At 39.8% G+C, this 18,419-nt stretch carries 22 protein-coding genes; 16 read left to right on the plus strand and 6 right to left on the minus strand.

All coding sequences use genetic code 11. The features are described from left to right. The first annotated feature begins 22 nt into the window (after positions 1-22). The 8 genes from uppS to yidD all read left to right on the plus strand — a co-directional run bounded on the left by uppS (position 23) and on the right by yidD (position 6,883). Positions 23-844: an undecaprenyl pyrophosphate synthase gene (uppS, locus tag QWZ08_RS22430; RefSeq protein WP_290339818.1), complete on the plus strand. Its 822-nt coding sequence runs from the start codon at positions 23-25 to the stop codon at positions 842-844. Positions 845-1,062: 218 nt separating this feature from the next. Next, the gene (locus QWZ08_RS22435) at positions 1,063-3,798 is read left to right on the plus strand and encodes a BamA/OMP85 family outer membrane protein (RefSeq protein ID WP_290339819.1); all 2,736 of its coding nucleotides are present in this window, start codon (positions 1,063-1,065) and stop codon (positions 3,796-3,798) included. A 49-nt stretch (positions 3,799-3,847) separates the two neighbouring features. Further along, on the plus strand, positions 3,848-4,360 hold the full coding sequence (locus QWZ08_RS22440) for an OmpH/Skp family outer membrane protein (protein WP_290339820.1): 513 nt from the start codon (positions 3,848-3,850) through the stop codon (positions 4,358-4,360). 80 nt (positions 4,361-4,440) lie between these two features. Next, positions 4,441-4,986 carry an OmpH/Skp family outer membrane protein gene (locus QWZ08_RS22445; protein ID WP_290339821.1) on the plus strand — a complete coding sequence of 182 codons (546 nt, stop codon included), beginning with the start codon at positions 4,441-4,443 and terminating at the stop codon, positions 4,984-4,986. Positions 4,987-5,048: 62 nt separating this feature from the next. Beyond that, positions 5,049-5,870, plus strand: coding sequence for a glutamate racemase (gene murI / locus QWZ08_RS22450; protein WP_290339822.1), 822 nt, complete (start codon positions 5,049-5,051; stop codon positions 5,868-5,870). A gap of 147 nt (positions 5,871-6,017) precedes the next feature. Next, complete coding sequence (rpmH, locus tag QWZ08_RS22455; RefSeq protein WP_290339823.1) at positions 6,018-6,185, plus strand: 50S ribosomal protein L34; 168 nt, start codon at positions 6,018-6,020, stop codon at positions 6,183-6,185. A gap of 82 nt (positions 6,186-6,267) precedes the next feature. After that, on the plus strand, positions 6,268-6,678 hold the full coding sequence (gene rnpA, locus QWZ08_RS22460; protein ID WP_290339824.1) for a ribonuclease P protein component: 411 nt from the start codon (positions 6,268-6,270) through the stop codon (positions 6,676-6,678). Beyond that, positions 6,653-6,883, plus strand: coding sequence for a membrane protein insertion efficiency factor YidD (gene yidD / locus QWZ08_RS22465; protein ID WP_290339825.1), 231 nt, complete (start codon positions 6,653-6,655; stop codon positions 6,881-6,883). Before rnpA ends, yidD begins: the two co-directional genes overlap by 26 nt. Positions 6,884-6,957: 74 nt before the next feature. Here yidD and QWZ08_RS22470 read toward each other — a convergent pair whose 3' ends face one another. Both QWZ08_RS22470 and QWZ08_RS22475 read right to left on the minus strand, forming a co-directional pair. After that, on the minus strand, positions 6,958-7,866 hold the full coding sequence (locus QWZ08_RS22470) for an alpha/beta fold hydrolase (RefSeq protein ID WP_290339826.1): 909 nt from the start codon (positions 7,864-7,866) through the stop codon (positions 6,958-6,960). A gap of 187 nt (positions 7,867-8,053) precedes the next feature. After that, positions 8,054-8,662: a superoxide dismutase gene (locus QWZ08_RS22475; protein ID WP_290339828.1), complete on the minus strand. Its 609-nt coding sequence runs from the start codon at positions 8,660-8,662 to the stop codon at positions 8,054-8,056. 258 nt (positions 8,663-8,920) lie between these two features. Here QWZ08_RS22475 and QWZ08_RS22480 point away from each other — a divergent pair, with 258 nt between their 5' ends. Continuing rightward, the gene (locus tag QWZ08_RS22480; protein WP_290339829.1) at positions 8,921-9,244 is read left to right on the plus strand and encodes a T9SS type A sorting domain-containing protein; all 324 of its coding nucleotides are present in this window, start codon (positions 8,921-8,923) and stop codon (positions 9,242-9,244) included. 28 nt (positions 9,245-9,272) lie between these two features. On the opposite strand, the gene QWZ08_RS22485 is transcribed toward QWZ08_RS22480, so the two are convergent. Then, on the minus strand, positions 9,273-9,710 hold the full coding sequence (locus QWZ08_RS22485) for a nucleoside deaminase (protein WP_290339830.1): 438 nt from the start codon (positions 9,708-9,710) through the stop codon (positions 9,273-9,275). Between the two features lie 37 nt (positions 9,711-9,747). Between QWZ08_RS22485 and QWZ08_RS22490 the strand changes: the two genes are divergently transcribed. From QWZ08_RS22490 to QWZ08_RS22505, 4 genes are read left to right on the plus strand one after another with little or no spacing between them, the layout of a single operon-like run. Continuing rightward, positions 9,748-11,121, plus strand: coding sequence for an aldehyde dehydrogenase (locus QWZ08_RS22490; RefSeq protein WP_290339831.1), 1,374 nt, complete (start codon positions 9,748-9,750; stop codon positions 11,119-11,121). Positions 11,122-11,144: 23 nt separating this feature from the next. Next, a complete protein-coding gene (locus tag QWZ08_RS22495) occupies positions 11,145-11,726 on the plus strand; it encodes a glutathione peroxidase (protein WP_290339832.1) in 582 nt (193 codons plus the stop codon). Between the two features lie 36 nt (positions 11,727-11,762). Next, complete coding sequence (locus tag QWZ08_RS22500; protein WP_290339833.1) at positions 11,763-12,281, plus strand: hypothetical protein; 519 nt, start codon at positions 11,763-11,765, stop codon at positions 12,279-12,281. 7 nt (positions 12,282-12,288) lie between these two features. Continuing rightward, a complete protein-coding gene (locus QWZ08_RS22505; RefSeq protein ID WP_290339834.1) occupies positions 12,289-12,996 on the plus strand; it encodes a DNA alkylation repair protein in 708 nt (235 codons plus the stop codon). On the opposite strand, the gene dusB is transcribed toward QWZ08_RS22505, so the two are convergent. Continuing rightward, entirely contained in the window at positions 12,997-14,034 is a 1,038-nt protein-coding gene (gene dusB / locus QWZ08_RS22510; RefSeq protein ID WP_290339836.1) for a tRNA dihydrouridine synthase DusB, read from the minus strand. 130 nt (positions 14,035-14,164) lie between these two features. Between dusB and QWZ08_RS22515 the strand changes: the two genes are divergently transcribed. The 3 genes from QWZ08_RS22515 to QWZ08_RS22525 all read left to right on the plus strand — a co-directional run bounded on the left by QWZ08_RS22515 (position 14,165) and on the right by QWZ08_RS22525 (position 16,729). Beyond that, on the plus strand, positions 14,165-15,178 hold the full coding sequence (locus QWZ08_RS22515) for a CPBP family intramembrane glutamic endopeptidase (RefSeq protein WP_290339837.1): 1,014 nt from the start codon (positions 14,165-14,167) through the stop codon (positions 15,176-15,178). 3 nt (positions 15,179-15,181) lie between these two features. After that, positions 15,182-15,904 carry a phosphatidate cytidylyltransferase gene (locus tag QWZ08_RS22520; RefSeq protein ID WP_290339838.1) on the plus strand — a complete coding sequence of 241 codons (723 nt, stop codon included), beginning with the start codon at positions 15,182-15,184 and terminating at the stop codon, positions 15,902-15,904. Between the two features lie 159 nt (positions 15,905-16,063). Next, a complete protein-coding gene (locus tag QWZ08_RS22525) occupies positions 16,064-16,729 on the plus strand; it encodes a phosphatidylserine decarboxylase family protein (RefSeq protein WP_290339839.1) in 666 nt (221 codons plus the stop codon). Between the two features lie 287 nt (positions 16,730-17,016). Here QWZ08_RS22525 and QWZ08_RS22530 read toward each other — a convergent pair whose 3' ends face one another. Then, positions 17,017-17,790 carry a DUF4290 domain-containing protein gene (locus tag QWZ08_RS22530; RefSeq protein ID WP_290339840.1) on the minus strand — a complete coding sequence of 258 codons (774 nt, stop codon included), beginning with the start codon at positions 17,788-17,790 and terminating at the stop codon, positions 17,017-17,019. 222 nt (positions 17,791-18,012) lie between these two features. Then, positions 18,013-18,408 carry a VanZ family protein gene (locus QWZ08_RS22535; RefSeq protein ID WP_353960500.1) on the minus strand — a complete coding sequence of 132 codons (396 nt, stop codon included), beginning with the start codon at positions 18,406-18,408 and terminating at the stop codon, positions 18,013-18,015. Positions 18,409-18,419: the final 11 nt, after the last annotated feature.

The following is an 18,419-nucleotide window of genomic DNA, read 5'->3' on the forward strand; positions in this document are numbered from 1 at the left end:
TAAGATTCGGTTAAAACGCTTATTGCAACTAAATTTTATTACTTTTGCAGCCCAAAGTCAGTCACTGTCGCTGATGCTATTTTATATGAGTTTGAAGGATACAATCAACATGCAAAAATTGCCCCGTCACATTGCCATCATTATGGACGGCAATGGAAGATGGGCAAAAGAAAAAGGCGAAGACCGTCTTTTTGGCCATATGCACGGGGTGGAAAGTGTTCGGAATATCGTGGAAGGCTGTGCCGAATTAGGCATTGAGTACCTTACCTTATACGCATTCAGTACCGAAAACTGGGACAGACCTGCATACGAAGTAACCGGTTTGATGGAATTACTGGTAGATACTATCCGAAAGGAAGTCCCAACATTAAATAAGAATAATATTAAGATGCATGCTATCGGCGATATGAGTATGCTACCCGAAAATGCGAGGAAGGAATTGAACGAAGCGTTTGAAGAAACAAGTGCGAACACCGGTCTTAACCTCATTATGGCACTTAGTTACAGCAGCCGCTGGGAACTAATGGCTGCGGTAAAGCAAATTGCAACGGACGTAAAAGAAGGAAAGCTTCAGCCTGAACAAATTACACAAGATACCATACAACAATACTTATCAACCAGTAGTTTTCCTGATCCTGAATTAATGATTCGTACAAGTGGCGAATACCGTATCAGCAATTTTTTATTATACCAGCTTGCCTACGCTGAATTGTATTTTACAAATACCCGTTGGCCGGATTTTAGAAAAGATAACCTCTATGAAGCCATTATAGATTTTCAAAACAGGGAAAGAAGATTTGGTAAAACCGGTGATCAGATCAAGGAAGAAATACCCATTTCATAATTGTATGCTTTATTCTGCAGTGCTTAATATTTTGAAGCCACAAATCTGCAGGATGAACAGGTATGTAAGCAACCCTGCAGCAATATATCATATTGCACATTAAAAAGGGTAAGAAGATTGTAATTTTTATTTAAAAGCACTGTTAAAAACAGGGTGATTGTTTAACAAATAGTTTTCATTATAGCAAGTAATTTGCCGGATAGTAAAAAAACCAATTAATGCACAGGATTTACCAGAACTTTTTATTGATAGTTTTTATCGCTTTTATTGGCAATGCAGCAGTTGCCCAGGTAGTTCCTGATACTTCGCACCCGGTTTCTGCAAATCCCGAATTGCTGGAAATCTTAAATGCTAAAACCCCCAAACCATATACGATCGCTGGAATTACAGTAACGGGAAATAAAGGCTTTGATGGCAATCTTATTATTTCTATCTCTGGCCTTGCAGTGGGTGATAAGGTGCAGCTTCCAGGCACAGATATTTTTAGTAAAGCCATTACCAAATTATGGAAACAAAATCTGATAGCTGATGTTGCTATTTATTTCACCAGGCTGGAAGGCAAAGACCTCTATGTAGAAATAGCAATTACTGAAAGACCCCGTTTGGCTGATTTCAAATTCAATGGGATTAAGAAGGGGGAAAAAGATGATTTGGCCACCAAGAGCGGATTGGTAAAAGACAGGGTGGTAACCGATAATATGAAGATGAGTGCCATGGATGCCATCCAGAAATTTTTTGCAGATAAAGGATATCGCAATGTAAAAACTGTTGTTAAGGAAGAGAAGTCTCCTTCCTCGGTAAATGCGGTTATTTTAGAATTTAATATTGACAAGGGCAACAAGGTCAAAGTAAATTCAATTGACTTTTCAGGTAACGATAATATCGGCGACCTGAAATTAAAAAAGCAGATGAAGGGTACACATGAGATGACAAGATTTACTTTGTATCCACCTAAAAGTACCAGCCCTTTTGGCGACAGCAGCAATAGAATTTCTTTTGGCGACTACCTCAAAGATTACGGTTACCTGTCCCTATCCAAAACAAAATCTTATCTGGATCCCTGGTTCCGCTTTAAATTATTCAGTTCAGCAAAGTTTAACCCGGTTAAGTACGAAGAAGATAAAGAACACGTGCTTGATTATTACAATTCCCAGGGTTTTAGAGATGCCAATATTGTAGAAGATGCTAAAGTGCCCAATGCAGAAGGAAATTTGGATGTGTATGTAAAAGTAAACGAAGGGCATAAGTATTATTTCGGCGACATGGTGTGGAGAGGAAACACAAAATATTCCGATTCAGTTTTAAATCTGTTGCTGGGTATCCGTAAAGGAGATATTTATAACCTTGAATTATTGAATAAACGCTTAGGTAAGCAGTTAACGGCAGAAGGTGGTGATATAGGTAGTTTATACATGGATGATGGTTACCTGTTTTTTAAAGTTGATCCAATAGAAACATCTGTTTACAATGACACCATCAACTTTGAAATTCGTATGCAGGAAGGCCCCCAGGCCACTATTGGCAAAGTGGAAATCTCAGGCAATGAAAAAACGAAAGACTATGTGGTAAGAAGGGAATTAAGAACAGTACCCGGTGAAAAATTCAGCCGTCAGGATATTATCCGTACACAACGGGAATTAGGCCAGTTAGGCTTTTTTAACCCTGAAAAAATCACTCCTAATATCGTTCCCAATTCTGACAATGGAACAGTGGATATCAACTGGGGTGTGGAAGAAAAATCGAATGATCAGTTGGAATTATCTGCCGGCTTTGGTGGCGGTATTGGTTTAACAGGTACATTGGGGATTACCTTCAACAACTTTTCCATCGACAATATTTTTAATAAAAAAACATGGGATCCTTTACCATCGGGTAGCGGACAAAAATTGAGTGCGAGGGTGCAGTCCAATGGACGTGCATACAGGTCGTATAACCTTTCGTTTACAGAACCATGGCTCGGAGGTAAAAAAAGAAATTCCTTTTCTGTGAGCCTGTACAATACGAAATATGCCAACGCATACAACGCATATGGACAATATTGTAACAGTTGCGGTGATAGCTCATACCTGAAAACAATTGGTGCCGGTGTATCATTAGGTAAACAATTAAAATGGCCGGATGATTATTTTTCTTTTGTTACCTCTTTAAATGTGCAGCAATACAAACTGAAAAATTATGCTAACATCTTTAAAGGAATTAGCAATGGTACTTCTACCAATATCAGTTTAAAACTGGCACTGGCGCGTAGTGCCACACAGGGTAATCCTATTTTCCCAACGGGCGGATCGAACTTTATGGTGAGCGGACAATTTACATTGCCTTACTCAGCACTTGGTCTCGTGAACGAAACTGAAAATCCTTACAGATGGCCGGAGTTTCATAAATGGCGCTTTAACGGCGATTATTATGTACCACTGGGTATAGCGCATGGTGCGGATAAAAATAAACAGTTTATATTAAAGGCTTCCGCCAAATATGGTTTTATAGGCCGCTATAATTCCAAACTCCAGATTTCGCCATTTGAGCGTTTTCAATTGGGAGATGCAGGTTTAAGTAACAACTTTGCCATATTGGGATATGATATCATTGCCCACAGGGGATACCCGGTGTATAATTCTTCTGACCCGAAAGTGAATCCTGATAACGTAACGCCTTCTGAGTTCTTTACCATTTTTAATAAATATACGGTTGAATTAAGGTACCCCTTCAGTACCAACCCAAGCAGTACAATTTATGGTCTTGCTTTTTTTGAAGCTGCCAATGGATGGTATGATTTTAAAGATTATAATCCGTTTAAGTTACGCCGTTCTGTTGGCGTGGGTATGCGTTTCTTTCTGCCTATGTTTGGCTTGTTGGGATTTGATTATGGTCTTGGTATAGACAGGATACAGGCTGGACAACCGGTTAAAAACGCATTCAAATTCACCTTTATGCTGGGTCAGGAGCCTGAATAATTATTAACAGCTTAAATTTTATCCCTTAATTTGTATAAAAAGTCTGAAGATGAAAAAAATATTAACGCTTGTAAGTGCCTTACTGTTGTTTTCTTTTGTTGCCCTGGCACAACGATATGCAGTAATTGATTCAAAATACATACTGGAAAAAATGCCTGATTACAAGGAATCCCAGACCAAGTTAGACCAGTTTAGCGCTCAGTGGCAGCAGGAAATTGAAAAAAAACAGGCCGACCTGGATAAGATGTATAAGGATTATGACGCTGAACAGGTTATGTTGAGTGACGATTTAAAAAAGAAAAGAGAAGATGAATTATTTAACAGGGAAAAGGAAGTAAGGGACCTGCAAAAAAAGCGCTTTGGTTTTGAAGGCGACTTGTTTAAAAAACGACAGGAATTGATAAAACCCATACAGGACAGGGTTTATGTAGCCATCCAGAAATTGGCTGTGGAGAAATCTTATGATTTTATTTTAGACAAAAGTGAAGGAATTACCGTTATATTTGCCGACCCAAAACTTGACAAAAGCGACGATGTATTGAAGTTGCTGGGTGTTAAATAAATCACAATCAAATATTGGCATGCAGCCAAAAACCACAAAAAATAAACTATAAACAAAACAATTAAACATTTAAACCAACGATGAAAAAATTATTCGCAGTAGTTGTATTAGTTGTCTCAATTTTAGGATTGACCAATACGGCTTTTTCACAAAAAATCGGCTACATCAATACCGAAGAATTAATCGGTGCAATGCCGGAAGCAGCCACAGCTACTACCCAGTTACAGGATTACCAGACAGCATTGCAACAGCAATACACTGATTTAAATTCAGAGTTACAGGAAAAAGACAGTGCTTTCGTAAGGGATTCGGCCAAATTATCTTCTGCTACTAAAGAATTAAGAAGATCTGCCTTAATTGAATTGTACCAAAAATTACAGGGCTTCCAGCAAGCAACCCAGCAGAAATTACAGGAAAAGCAACAGGAGTTATTGATGCCAATACGTAACAAAGCTTTGGAAACAATTAAAGTAGTTGGTAAAGAAAATGCTTACACGTACGTGTTAGACCAAAATGCAGTAATTGTTGGCCCTCCCGGAGATGATATTTTGCCACTGGTAAAGAAGAAATTAAACATTAAGGATAAGGAAGCGCCAAAAGCACCGGCAGCAAAGCCAAAGCCTTAATTTAAATTATAAATTATACAAAAGCCATCTTGTAAACGGGATGGCTTTTGTATTTTTGGTATATGGTAAAAGGACCAATTGGAGTATTCGACAGCGGCTATGGAGGCTTAACGGTTTTAAGGGAGATAAAAAGCCAACTTCCTGGTTATGATTATGTTTATCTGGGTGATAATGCAAGAGCACCCTACGGCTCAAGAAGTTTTGAAACCATTTACCAATACACGTTGCAGTGTGTTGAGTGGTTTTTTAAACAGGGATGTCCACTGGTGATATTGGCTTGTAATACAGCGTCAGCCAAGGCTTTGCGCAGCATACAGCAGCTTAATCTGCCCTTAATTGATCCTTCTAAGAGAGTATTGGGTGTTATACGCCCTACTTCAGAAATAATTGGCCATTATACATATACTAATAAAGTAGGCGTATTAGGAACAGCGGGAACAGTTCAATCTCTATCCTACCCGATTGAGATCGAAAAATTCTTTCCCTCTGTCCAGGTATTTCAGCAAGCCTGCCCCATGTGGGTGCCGCTGGTGGAGAACAATGAATACAATTCTCCGGGGGCTGATTACTTTATAAAAAAATACCTGGATCAGTTGCTCGATCAGTCGAATGAAATTGATACCGTGTTGTTGGCATGTACGCATTATCCATTGTTGATTGATAAAATACGGGCTTACCTGCGTCCGGCTATTTCAATTGTATCACAGGGCGATATTGTTGCTAAAAGCCTGGTGGATTATTTAGAACGCCATCCTGAAATTGAAAGCAAATGCAATAAGCAGGGCAATTCTGTTTTCTTTACAACAGATTCAGCCGACGATTTTAACCAGAAGGCGACCATTTTTTATGGAAACTCCATCCAGTCTGAACATTTGGTTCTTTAAGTATAAAAAATTTTGAAATCACACCATCCAAATCACAATTTTACCTTACCTTCGCCGTCCTTTCACAAGCAGCAGGGATGGTGCCCTGATGAATGTAGATTAAAAATGCTTTTGTAACTAATTTTGTAAAGGAAAAAACTTAATACAATGCCAGGTAAAAAAAGAACATACCAACCACATGTACGCAGAAGAAAACATGTTCATGGATTTCGTCAGCGCATGCAAACTGCCAACGGCCGCAAGGTATTGGCAAGCCGCCGCAAAAAAGGTCGTGCAAAGCTGACCGTTTCTGACGAACGTTTCGGAAAAAAATAAACCGCTCCAGTTCCTGAAAGGGGATACCAAGCATCAAAATATAAGCTTTCCTTTTGGAAGGCTTTTTTTATTTTTGTTATAATTGCAATCTACAATACGATATACGCTGGGCAAACAGGAGCGGCTTAAGAGCCGTAAAATAATTGATCAATTATTTAAAGAAGGAAAATTTTTTTCTGTTTTTCCAATAAGGATTGTTTGGCAGTACCGGGAAAAAACATCCACCAGTTTACAGGCTGGATTTACGGTAAGTTCCAAACATTTTAAAAAAGCGGTCCATCGTAACCGCATCAGGCGGCTGATGAAAGAAGCGTACCGGTTACAAAAAAATAATCTTCAGCTGCAAGTTGAACAAAGTGACAAACAACTGGTTATTTTTTTGATGTACGTCGGCAAGGAAATACCGGAATACTCACTGATTACGGAAAAAATAAAAACCGTTTTAAGCAGGCTTCAAAAAATGGTGCATGAAGACAGTACAGCAAATAATTAGCGCCCCTTTTATATGGATTATAAGGTTATATCAGTTAATCATATCTCCCTGGTTACCCAGCCGCTGCCGTTTTACGCCTACCTGTTCTCAATATGGAATAGAAGCTTTTAAAAAATATGGCCCACTCAAAGGTTTTTGGTTAACTGCAAAAAGAGTTGTGCGTTGCAATCCCTGGGGTGGACATGGACATGACCCGGTGCCATAAAAAAGCCATCTTACAAAACCACAAATGATTCTGTAAAATGGCGTCAAGCATTTTCCTTGCTTGATTATGCTATCTTAAAATGCGTGATAAGGTTCGCTATTTTCTCTTACAATTTCTCTTTCCCTGAATTTGCTACCTGCCTGGTCGGCAGAAATTAAAATGAAATCACGCAGATCCTCATTCAGCCTTTCTTTAGCCGTATACCATAAACCGTGTGGCTCACCCTCATAAACTATAAACGTTGCATTCGGAATTAATTTTGCACTTTCTTCACCTGTAACTTTTATCGGGACTGTTTTATCGCTGTCGCCATGAATTATTAGAGTGGGCACGTTTATTTTTATTACATCCTTCCTGAAATCGGTAGAAGAAAATGACTGTGCACATTGCAGTGTAGCAATCGGCGAAGACTTCATCACCTGCGTTAAATTATTGGCTAGAAATGCATCGCTAACCGGGTGATTTAGCAACGAAACGCCGAAAAAATCTTTACCGAAACTTTCCATAAAAGCTGGCCGGTCCTGTTTTATTCCATTGGCCATTTCATCAAATTGCTCTTGTGGAACACCTTCCGGGTTGTCGGAAGTGTGTAACATGTAAGGCACCACCGCACTCACCAACACTACCTTCGTAACACGGGGGCCTCCGTATAAAGAGAAATATTTTGCAATTTCACCGCCACCCATCGAAAATCCAACAAGGGTCACATCTTCCAGGTTCAGCTCATCTAATAAAGCTTTCAAATCTCCGGCCATCGTGTTATAGTCATAGCCCTCATAAGGCCAGTCCGATTTACCAAAACCACGCCGGTCGTAAGTTATACAACGTATACCTTGTTGCGTCAGTTGTGTTACCTGGTACTCCCACATAGCGCCGTTCAAAGGCCAGCCATGAATAAAAACCGCAGGCTTACCTTTTCCGCAATCTTCATAATAAATATTTACAGGTTCGGCATTATTTTGATTGGATGTTATAAATGGCATAATAATAAAATTAAAAATGAAACAATATAGTTACCGGATAACTATATCAACAATGTTGCCAGTAAGTACAAGCTATATTATGAGCTCTGTTGCCGTGTTATGTAGAAATTTCTTCGCCTTGCGGGCCAAGTTCCGCACAAAAAAAGCTGCAATATTTCTACTGCAGCTGTAAAAAAATTATCTGAAATTATTTTGAAGCAGCCTCAAAACGCTCGGCTACTTTTTTCCAGTTGATCACATTCCAAAATGCGGCCAAGTAATCAGGGCGCTTGTTCTGGTACTTTAAATAATAAGCATGTTCCCAAACGTCCACTCCCAATACAGGTTTACCTTTTACTTCGGCAACATCCATCAACGGGTTATCCTGATTAGGGGTTGAAGAAATTTCGAGTTTGCCATCTTTAACAATCAGCCATGCCCAGCCACTTCCAAAACGGCCAACACCTGCTGCTGCAAATTTTTCTTTAAATGCATCGAAAGATCCGAAGGCCGCGGTAATAGCATCAGCCAATGCGCCGGTTGGTGCGCCGCCTGCATTAGGTGCCATTGTCTCCCAAAAAAAACTGTGGTTCCAGTGACCACCTCCATTATTGCGAACGGGTGCGCTGATGGTTCCTGCAACAGCTACAATTTCTTCCAACGTCTTGCCTTCATTAGGTGTTCCAGCAAGTGCCTTGTTCAAATTATCAACGTATGCCTGGTGATGTTTTCCATGATGTATCTGCATGGTTAAGGTGTCAATATGTGGCTCCAATGCGTCGTGAGCATATGGTAATGCCGGTAATGTAAATGCCATAATTGTTGTTTTATAGATTGATTTTAATGTAAATACTTATTTAATATAACGCGTAACCTATTATTTTTTACAAATTTAGTAGCCTTATACCGAGATGTCAAATACAATGCCGTTTCATTTTTTAAGAAACTGTTATGAAATATTGACATGGTAATTGCGTTGACATATACCCCATAATTAAATTCGATGTTCAAACCATTACTGTTTATTCTTTGTTGCCTCTATAGCTGCTGCTGTCTTGCACAGTCTGTGCAAGCTATGCAAGTGTCCGACAGTATTCCCACTACTGCCGTTGTAAATGCCATTCCGGAAAAAATAGTGAGAACCGAAGACCATACGTCGGTGAAGATTTATCCCAATCCCGCTAAAAATAAAATTTCATTGCAGGTGCAGGGTTTTGAGCCCGGTATAGCCCAGGTAAAAATTACGGATACAAAAGGAAAGTTATGCCGGCAGGACAACCGTTTACTCACAAACGGGCAGGAAGAAATTGCTATGTTTTTATCGCTGATGCCCGGGATCTATTTTATTTCAATCAATCAAAAAGATAAAGTGGTAAAGAAAAAGCTCGTGATATTTTAGGCTGGCCACATGATCAGCCAATTGCATGCTACCGCCTTTGTTTGAAGAAATCTTTCATTAGTTGTGCGCACTCGTTTTGCAAAATGCCACCGGTGACAGTTGTTTTAGGATGAAACGGGGAGACATCTTGCGCCACCCTTTTGTAACCATTTTTTTCGTCCTCGGTTCCATATACAACCCGCCCGATTTTACTCCAGTATAAAGCGCCACTGCACATGAGGCAAGGCTGCACAGTTACATACAATACAGCTTCCGGAAGATATTTGCTTCCTAAAAAATTAAAGGCTGCGGTCAATGCAATGATCTCTGCATGAGCCGTGCTGTCAGTTAATTTTTCTACCTGGTTATAGCCTCTCGCAATAATACGGTCATTCATTACAATTACAGCACCTACTGGTACTTCGCCTTCATCAAAAGCTTTGTGTGCTTCTTTCAAAGCCTGCTGCATATACTGTTCATCCGTCATACAAATGGTTTAATTACCTTGCTGCAAAATTATCATCATGCCAGTAATAAATGATCTTTTAAAGATGCGCCAATATTTTGAAAGCGGCGCTACAAAATCATTTGCATTCAGAAGGGAACAGCTAACGCGGTTAAAACAAACCATCTTAAAATACGAGCAATCAATACAGGAAGCACTTTACAAAGACCTTAAAAAAAGTCCGGAAGAGACCTGGGTGACAGAGACAGGGTTTTTGTTATCAGAAATTTCATATGCAATCAATCACTTAAAAAAATGGATGAAACGGGAATCGGTTGGTACCAACTTATTGAATATTCCCTCAAAAAGTTTTATTGTAAAAGAGCCTTTAGGAACAGTGTTAATAATTGGCCCCTGGAATTACCCGCTGCAACTGTTGTTTACTCCACTAACGGGGGCCATTGCTGCTGGTAATTGTGTTGTTTTAAAGGCATCTGAATTTGCCCCGGCAACTGCGGCATTGATGAAGCAGATCATTGCTGAAACTTTTGACCCGCAGTATGTTTTATTTACAGAAGGGGATGGCGCCACCGTAATTCCGGAGATGATGAACAACTTTGTATTTGATCATGTTTTTTATACAGGCAGTACTGCAGTTGGTAAAATTATTTACCAGATGGCTGCCAAAAATTTAGTACCGGTTACCCTTGAACTGGGCGGTAAAAGCCCCTGCGTGGTAGAAGCAGATGCCGATATTGCAGTTACAGCGAACCGCATTGCAATGGCCAAGTTTTCCAATGCAGGACAGATGTGTGTTACACCGGATTATGTGCTGGTACATGCTTCGCAAAAAGAAGCATTGATAACCGCACTTAAAAAAACACTGACTCAGTTTATGGGGTTGGATGCGAAAGACAGTTACGATTATGGGCGAATCATTAATGAAAAACAATTCGACCGGATAGTGACTTACCTGGCGCAGGGGAATTTGCTGGCCGGTGGTAAAACAGACAGATCCGCCCTATACATTGAACCTTCTTTAATAGATCAGGTTTCAATGAGTATGCCCATTATGAAAGAAGAAATATTCGGACCTGTGTTGCCGGTTATTAGTTTTACAACCATGCAAGAAGCCAGGGATATCATTGCAAAAAATCCCAACCCGCTTGCATTTTACATATTTACCGGGAGTAGTGAAAAAGAGCAAGAATGGATTAATGCTATTCCTTTTGGTGGAGGCTGTATTAACAATGCGGCCTTGCATTTAACCAACCACCAGCTGCCTTTTGGCGGGCGGGGAACAAGCGGTACAGGCAATTATCATGGCAAATTTTCTTTTGATACGTTCAGTCATAGGAAGGGGATTTTAAAAACACCCACCTGGTTTGATCCTAAAATGAAATACCCATCTTATAAAGGCAAACTAAATATATTCAAATGGCTGATGAAGTAATTCCAGGTGCTAATAAAAAACGTATGACTATTAAACAAAGGTTACTAAAAGTGTTCTACCCTGCATTGATGAAATTAAGCGGCCTTAAAAAGGATCGCATAAAAATTAACGGACAAAAAATACCGCCGGTAGTTTCCATTTACACACTGAAGCTGTTAAAAAGTAATAATGAACTGCTTTCATTAAGTGACCTAAAAGGGAAAAAAATCCTGCTGGTAAATACGGCTTCCGATTGCGGGTATACACATCAATACGAAGCGTTGGAAAAACTATATAAAAAGTTCAACAATAAACTAATAATACTTGGCTTTCCGGCCAATGATTTTAAAGAGCAGGAAACAGGCACCGATGAAGACATCGCATCAATCTGTAAAATTAATTATGGCGTAAGTTTTCCTTTGATGAAAAAGAGCCGGGTTATAAAAGGCGCTGACCAAAACGCTGTTTTTAACTGGTTAAGCAGCGCCGATAAAAACGGCTGGAACAATAAAGCACCTGTTTGGAATTTTTCAAAGTACCTGGTGGATGAAGAGGGCGTACTGACTCATTATTTTGATCCTTCGGTATCGCCGCTTGGCACGGAGATGCTGGCAGCCATTGGATAATTTTTTTATTGTATATATTACCCATCAAATAAATCTATGTTTACAAAAGCGGATATTGAAAAATATTTTAACGCAGAAAAATCCGAAAGCCTGCTGTTTATAATCATTGGCATAGCCGCTATATTACTGGCATTGATTTTTTTCTTTTATCTTAAAACCAATTGGTACAAAGGGTTTGCACTTCCTTTTTTAATCGTGGGGCTGATGCATTTAACCATTGGCTTTACAGTATATAAAAGATGTGATGCTGACCGTAAAAGAAATGTATACGCTTATGATATGAATCCAGGCGAGATTAAAACCAATGAAATCCCCCGCATACAAAAGGTGAATGCAAATTTTGTTATTTACCGCTTTACAGAAATTGCGCTGTTGCTTGCAGGAGCCGGCATTTTTTTTTACTTTCGGAACCATACAGAAAAATCTTTTTGGGCAGGACTTGGAATGGCGCTGGCTATTGAAGCCGCCATTAGTTTAGGGGCAGATTTTATTGCTGAAAAAAGAGCACATCAATATACAACAGGTCTTCAAACTTATCTTGATCAACTTAAATAGTTATCCAATGACAAAAGATGAAGTGATTAAAACGCTGGCAACCCTGGGCAGTGAACAAACCAAAAAAACATTTACACGCCATGGTGCGAGGGAGCCGGTTTTTGGCGTGAAGGTGGGTGACATGAAACCAATTCAAAAAAAAATAAAAAAAGATTATTCACTAGCCCTTGACCTGTTTGCTACCGGTAACGCAGATGCCCAATACTTTGCAGGACTGATAGCCGATGAATCAAAAATGACAAAAAAAGATTTGGCGGCCTGGGTTAAAAACGCCAATTATTCCATGATCAACGAATATACGGTTGCATGGATTGCAGCTGAAAGCAAGCACGGTTGGAAGCTGGCATTGGAATGGATTGAATCATCCACGGAAAAGATAGCCGCATCGGGCTGGGCAACATTCGCCAATATTGTTGCGATACAACCTGACGATTTACTTGATATTAAAAAACTGGAAGAGCTATTAAAAACGGTTACAAAAAAAATTCATACATCAGCCAATAGAGTAAGGCATACGATGAATCAATTCGTGATAGCAACAGGCTCTTATGTTGTTCCGCTTGGCAATAAAGCAAAAGAAGCCGCAAAAGAAATAGGCCTGGTTACAGTAAATATGGGCGATACTGCCTGTAAAGAGCCTGATGCTATCAAATACATCAACAAAGCAATCAGCATGGGCAAACCGGGCAATAAAAAGAAAGAAGCCCGGTGCTAGTTACAATGGACATTTTTCGTGGTAATTGATTAATTCTATCGGTGTTTTTTCAAACTGGTAGCCGGCGTACTTAATAACAATTTCATCCAGCACGGCATCAATTTCTTCTACTGTTTTCAACGTTACCAGCTGGTAACGATAATCTTTAATACCAGGAAGCCCTTTTAAATAGTTGGCATAATGCCGGCGCATTTCAAAAATACCAACTAAAGGACCCTTCCATTCAAACGATTTATGCAAATGCTTTTTACATACTTCTACCCGGTCCTCAATAGTTGGTGACGGTAAAATTTCACCTGTTTTAAGAAAATGTTTTATCTCATCAAATATCCATGGGTAACCAATTGCAGCACGGCCAATCATAATACCATCCACGCCAAATTTATCTTTGTACTCCAGTGCTTTTTGCGGACTGTCAATATCACCGTTACCAAATATGGGGATCTTGATCCGCGGATTATTTTTCACTTTTCCAATCAGTTCCCAGTCGGCGCTACCTTTGTACATTTGTGCACGGGTGCGGCCATGTATAGCAAGTGCTTGTATACCCACGTCCTGCAGACGTTCCGCCACTTCTTCAATATTCCGGTGTTCATCATCCCAGCCAAGCCGTGTTTTAACCGTTACCGGTAATGAAGTAGATTTTACCACGGCGGCTGTCAGCCGAACCATCAGGTCAACATCTTTTAAAACACCTGCTCCTGCGCCTTTCATTGCAACTTTCTTTACAGGACAACCAAAATTGATATCCAGTAAATCAGGATTGGTTACATCTACTATTTTAGCAGCCATCGCCAAACTTTCTTCGTCGCCACCAAAAATCTGAATGCCTACCGGTTTTTCATAATCAAAAATATCAAGTTTTTGCCGGCTCTTGATAGCATCCCTAATCAATCCTTCCGAAGAGATAAATTCAGTATACATTAAGTCTGCACCCTTGTCTTTGCAAACGGCCCTGAATGGCGGGTCGCTTACGTCTTCCATAGGCGCAAGCAATAAAGGAAATTCCGGAAGTTGTATGTTACCGATAGAAGGCATAAATATTAATTGCTGTTGATGTTGCTGATTACCGGGATACTGTTTAAAATGATTTATAAAGTAACGGCAGTAATAAACTGCAAACTGTAAACTTTTAGGCTGTAAATTTACGCACTTATAAGCATTTACTATGGCGCATTTTGCTACCAAACGTTATAATTACTGGGGCCAGCTGGGTATTTTAGCCGTTTTCTGCGGGGTGGGGCTCATTTTTGGCGGCTTTATCAGTTTGATTCCATTGATTGGTAAAATCCACCTGAAAGATCTTTCCGGCGGATCTTCTGCAGCAATTATGGATAAAATACTGGTACCTGAAAATGCGACTGCATTGAGATGGATGCAATTTATCAGCACTTTATTTTTGTTTTTTTTACCGCCTTTTTTTTACGCTTTGTTATGTCACAGGAAGCCATGGCTGCACCTGGGATTTACACATAAGGTAGATATAAAGCAGGCAGGAGTTGTAATACTGGTTATGTTTGCAAGCCTGCCAATTGTTGGCGCCCTGCAGGAACTGACTGAACTGATACCCTGGTCAAAGGCAACTTTGCTGCAGTTTAAAGAAGCAGAAGATGCTTACAATAAACAGGTGGCCGTTATCGCAAGGATGGATAATTTTTTGGATTACCTGGTGTCTGTAGTGATGATCGCTTTTTTACCGGCTGTTTTTGAAGAAACAATGTTCAGGGGAGGTTTGCAAAATTTATTATCCCGCTGGTTTAAAAAGCCGATTTTGGCTATCATAGTTACGTCCATTATTTTTAGTGCTATACACGGATCGTACCTAGGATTTTTAAGCAGGTTCGCCCTGGGCTTTGTGCTCGGCTGGGTGTATTACCGCACCGGCAATATCTGGTTAAACATCATCGGGCATTTTTTTAATAATGCTTTTGCAATTACGATGCTGTTCATTTCAACCAAGCCGGGAGCAAAAACGGACCCTTCAAAAATAGATGATCATTTTCCATTGTGGTTTGGCGTGGTAGGTATTGCATTGGTGTACTGGTTGTTTAAATATTTTGAAAAAATAAGTAAAGCTGATATTGACCGGCCAGGCGAAGAGGTACTGATACCCGGTTATATTGATACCAATAATCCTTTTTTAGCCAATTCAGAAAATATTGGCGACACTCATCAATCCTGATAAATGGCAATAAATGTCGAAGTTTTAAAAACCCGGGCGCTAACAGCGGTCGTTTTTGTAGCAGTAATGCTAACCGGTTTGTTATGGAACCAATGGAGTTTTATTGCGTTGTTTACCATCATTCATTTTGGATGCTGGTACGAGTTTGTAAAGCTGATGAAGAAGATACATGGAGAACAGTATTTGATGCATTGTTTGCTGGGACTGGTTTATATTACAATGCCCATACTTCTGATGATAGGAATTTACGCCCAATATACAACTCCCAACTTACCTTACCCTGCGCCGGAAATTACACTACAATACTTTGACGCAAGAGTAATTCCTTGTGGGATTATTTTCTCTATCTGGATAAATGATACAATGGCATACATTGTAGGTTCCTTCATTGGTAAAACGCCTTTCTCAAAAATTTCACCTAAGAAGACTTGGGAAGGAACGTTGGGAGGAGCGATACTTTGTGTATTAGTAATTGCTTTATTAGGTTTTTTTATCCCTGTTGCAAAAGAAATCGCGACACGTCATTGGATCGCTATTGCGGCCATCTGCGCCATATTTGGCACTGCAGGTGATTTACTGGAAAGTAAAATAAAGCGCATGGCGGATGTAAAGGACAGTGGGTCCATAATGCCCGGCCATGGCGGTTTTTTAGACCGTTTTGATTCTTTGCTCGTAGCGGTTCCGTTTGTGTGGTTGTATGTAATTCTGTTTATTTACACCAGCTGATCGGAGAATATTATTTTACAGTTATTACAGTTATAAACTTATTTTGACGAATGGCTTTGTTTACTTTGGTTTCTTTACGGCCGTTGTGTGAAACATTTGTAACCAAAACTAAAAATTTTGTGTTTCTGCAACGTACATTTGCCGTCTCAATTCTAACGCATGACGATTCACAGGGAAGGCTATAAATCAATTGCCATCGGAACACTTATTTTCGGGGCCATTAATTTAATCTACTTTTATTTTTTCAGCGCCAGCAATGCCTGGCTGGGCTATGTTATATTTTTTGCTACGCTGTTTCTGCTGCTTTTCCTCATCTCTTTTTTTCGGATACCCAACCGCACATTAACCATTAACGATAATGCTATTGTAGCACCCGCTGATGGCAAAGTAGTGGTTATAGAAGAAACAGTTGATCCGGAATATTTTAAAGATAAACGCCTGCAGGTTTCTATTTTTATGAGCCCGGCAAACGTACATGTTAACCGCAACCCGCTTAGCGGCACGGTAGTGTACAATCAATATCACAATGGTAAATACCTGGTGGCCTGGCATCCTAAATCTTCCACTGATAATGAGCGTCACTCTGTTGTGTTAAGAAAGGGCAATACAGAAATTTTGGTAAAGCAAATTGCAGGTGCCCTGGCAAAACGTATTGTAAATTACCTGCAGGTTGGGCAAAAGGTAAGCCAGGCGCAGGAATTTGGCTTTATTAAATTTGGAAGCCGGGTAGATTTGTTGTTGCCCATAGGGACAAAAATAAATGTAGAACTCAACCAGGTCGTACAGGGTGGTGTAACTGTAATTGCTACTTTGCAAAACGCTTAAACCTTCAAATTACGGGTTTGGTTAAAAATAATATTCTTGTTACATTTACGTCGAAGTAAAAAATAAAATATGAAAAAAGCATTCTTGTTAGCAACCGCATTTATTATGATATCAGGTGTAACATTTGCCGACAATGGCAAAAAGAAAAAATGCACCAAATCCTGCTGTTCAAAATCAGGCAAAAGCTGCGGTAAAACAAAAACGACTACTGCAAACTAATTGGTAATTGACTTTACAAAAAAACCGCCTCATTTTGAAGCGGTTTTTTTTATGTAAAATAAAAGCGTTTAGAACCGCTTTTTAAAGTTTCTGTTATTATTTCTGTTGTCTCCGCCTCCCGGCCTGTTACTGTTTCCGCCGCCGGTTCTGTTATCACGCCCCGCATTGCTGCCCCTGTTATCTCTGCCTGCGTTGGTGTTATTGTTTCTTCCAGTAAAGTTCTTGCGATAACCACCTGTGCTTGTGCCGGTACTTCTGTAATCATCACGGTCTGGCCTGTTGTCGGTACGATGTTTTACAAAAGGCCTGTTGTTAAACTCAAGCTGGCCGCCCGTAATACTTTGCAACTCCGATTGAATATTATCATCATGCACCAGTTCCTTATGCCAGTTGCTGTAAGTAAGCTTCATGTAATAAGCAATGGCGTTGGCAAATCCCTGGCGTTTTTCAGGATTGTCTTCTTTTAAAGCTTTGTTGATAACCACTTCAATATTTTTTCCCAGGTGATTAAACTTGGGATATCTTTTGGGATATTTTAATGGTTCCGGCCTTGCCTTTAATGTTTCCCTTGTAGGGATTGGATAAGGGCTTTCTACATCCAGTTTAAAGTCACTGATTAAAAACAAATGGTCCCATAATTTATGACGGAAATCCTCCACATTTTTCAAATGCGGATTTAAAAATCCCATCAGCTCAATCAGGCTCATCGCATTGCGCTGCCGCTTCTCTTTATCCTCAATAGTCAATAAATAATCGACCATTTTTTGTATATGGCGGCCATACTCCCTCATCGTTAAATAACTACGTGTGGTATTGTATTCCATATTCTCTACGTTCATCATATAGGCAAATGTACTAAAAACTGTCGCAAGCAGCAATTAATGAATGTTTTTTGTATCATAAAAAATAATCCGGAAAAATGAATTATTGTTCGGGCAGGTAAGCCTTCATGGTCATTGGTCGCGTCGCACACTTGTACTTTTTAAGCTTTTGGGAGCGGTGCTTGCGTTGTTGACGTGTGTTTACAATTAAGATAGTTCCGTAAAAACTGTAAATCAGCCGGGTTACTTCTTTAAAAAAATAATCCTGCTAAAAATAAATGCGCCCAGGGCGCCCGTGCTGTCAGCCAGCCAGTCCATTAAATCGTAGCTTCTGCCTTCGGCCCAATATTTTTGCATCAGCTCAGTGCAATAGCCCACGGCGCTTGTAAGCAAAGCAATAACGATAAAATAAATGATCCTATTTTTTCGGGGAGTATCAGTTTTATAAAATGGCCAGCAGAACAAAACAGCCAGCAAACCGAAAATGCCCACATGCACAAATTTGTCGAAATCAATTTCAAATAAAAATTCTGACTCAGGCAATTGTTTTCCAGGTATCATCACCAGGCCTAATACAACGCCCAGCCAAATAATACCCGGAATAAATTTTTTGAAAGCGACTTTATTTACTGCCTGCATCGGTAAGGAGT

Origin of the sequence: Ferruginibacter paludis, from assembly GCF_030409685.1 — a bacterium.
GTDB classification, from domain to species: domain Bacteria; phylum Bacteroidota; class Bacteroidia; order Chitinophagales; family Chitinophagaceae; genus Ferruginibacter; species Ferruginibacter paludis.

Bases quoted from the DNA above. Each gene is read 5' to 3' on its own strand.
- QWZ08_RS22500 (WP_290339833.1), top strand. From the start codon at position 11,763: ATGTTTACAAAAGCGGATATTGAAAAATATTTTAACGCAGAAAAATCC.
- QWZ08_RS22480 (WP_290339829.1), top strand. From the start codon at position 8,921: ATGCAAGTGTCCGACAGTATTCCCACTACTGCCGTTGTAAATGCCATT.
- dusB (WP_290339836.1), bottom strand. From the start codon at position 14,034: ATGCCTTCTATCGGTAACATACAACTTCCGGAATTTCCTTTATTGCTT.
- QWZ08_RS22525 (WP_290339839.1), top strand. From the start codon at position 16,064: ATGACGATTCACAGGGAAGGCTATAAATCAATTGCCATCGGAACACTT.
- QWZ08_RS22485 (WP_290339830.1), bottom strand. From the start codon at position 9,710: ATGACGGATGAACAGTATATGCAGCAGGCTTTGAAAGAAGCACACAAA.
- QWZ08_RS22470 (WP_290339826.1), bottom strand. From the start codon at position 7,866: ATGCCATTTATAACATCCAATCAAAATAATGCCGAACCTGTAAATATT.
- murI (WP_290339822.1), top strand. From the start codon at position 5,049: ATGGTAAAAGGACCAATTGGAGTATTCGACAGCGGCTATGGAGGCTTA.
- QWZ08_RS22530 (WP_290339840.1), bottom strand. From the start codon at position 17,790: ATGATGAACGTAGAGAATATGGAATACAATACCACACGTAGTTATTTA.
- QWZ08_RS22515 (WP_290339837.1), top strand. From the start codon at position 14,165: ATGGCGCATTTTGCTACCAAACGTTATAATTACTGGGGCCAGCTGGGT.
- QWZ08_RS22505 (WP_290339834.1), top strand. From the start codon at position 12,289: ATGACAAAAGATGAAGTGATTAAAACGCTGGCAACCCTGGGCAGTGAA.
- yidD (WP_290339825.1), top strand. From the start codon at position 6,653: ATGAAGACAGTACAGCAAATAATTAGCGCCCCTTTTATATGGATTATA.
- QWZ08_RS22475 (WP_290339828.1), bottom strand. From the start codon at position 8,662: ATGGCATTTACATTACCGGCATTACCATATGCTCACGACGCATTGGAG.
- QWZ08_RS22445 (WP_290339821.1), top strand. From the start codon at position 4,441: ATGAAAAAATTATTCGCAGTAGTTGTATTAGTTGTCTCAATTTTAGGA.
- QWZ08_RS22435 (WP_290339819.1), top strand. From the start codon at position 1,063: ATGCACAGGATTTACCAGAACTTTTTATTGATAGTTTTTATCGCTTTT.
- QWZ08_RS22490 (WP_290339831.1), top strand. From the start codon at position 9,748: ATGCCAGTAATAAATGATCTTTTAAAGATGCGCCAATATTTTGAAAGC.
- QWZ08_RS22535 (WP_353960500.1), bottom strand. From the start codon at position 18,408: ATGCAGGCAGTAAATAAAGTCGCTTTCAAAAAATTTATTCCGGGTATT.
- QWZ08_RS22520 (WP_290339838.1), top strand. From the start codon at position 15,182: ATGGCAATAAATGTCGAAGTTTTAAAAACCCGGGCGCTAACAGCGGTC.
- rpmH (WP_290339823.1), top strand. From the start codon at position 6,018: ATGCCAGGTAAAAAAAGAACATACCAACCACATGTACGCAGAAGAAAA.
- QWZ08_RS22440 (WP_290339820.1), top strand. From the start codon at position 3,848: ATGAAAAAAATATTAACGCTTGTAAGTGCCTTACTGTTGTTTTCTTTT.
- QWZ08_RS22495 (WP_290339832.1), top strand. From the start codon at position 11,145: ATGACTATTAAACAAAGGTTACTAAAAGTGTTCTACCCTGCATTGATG.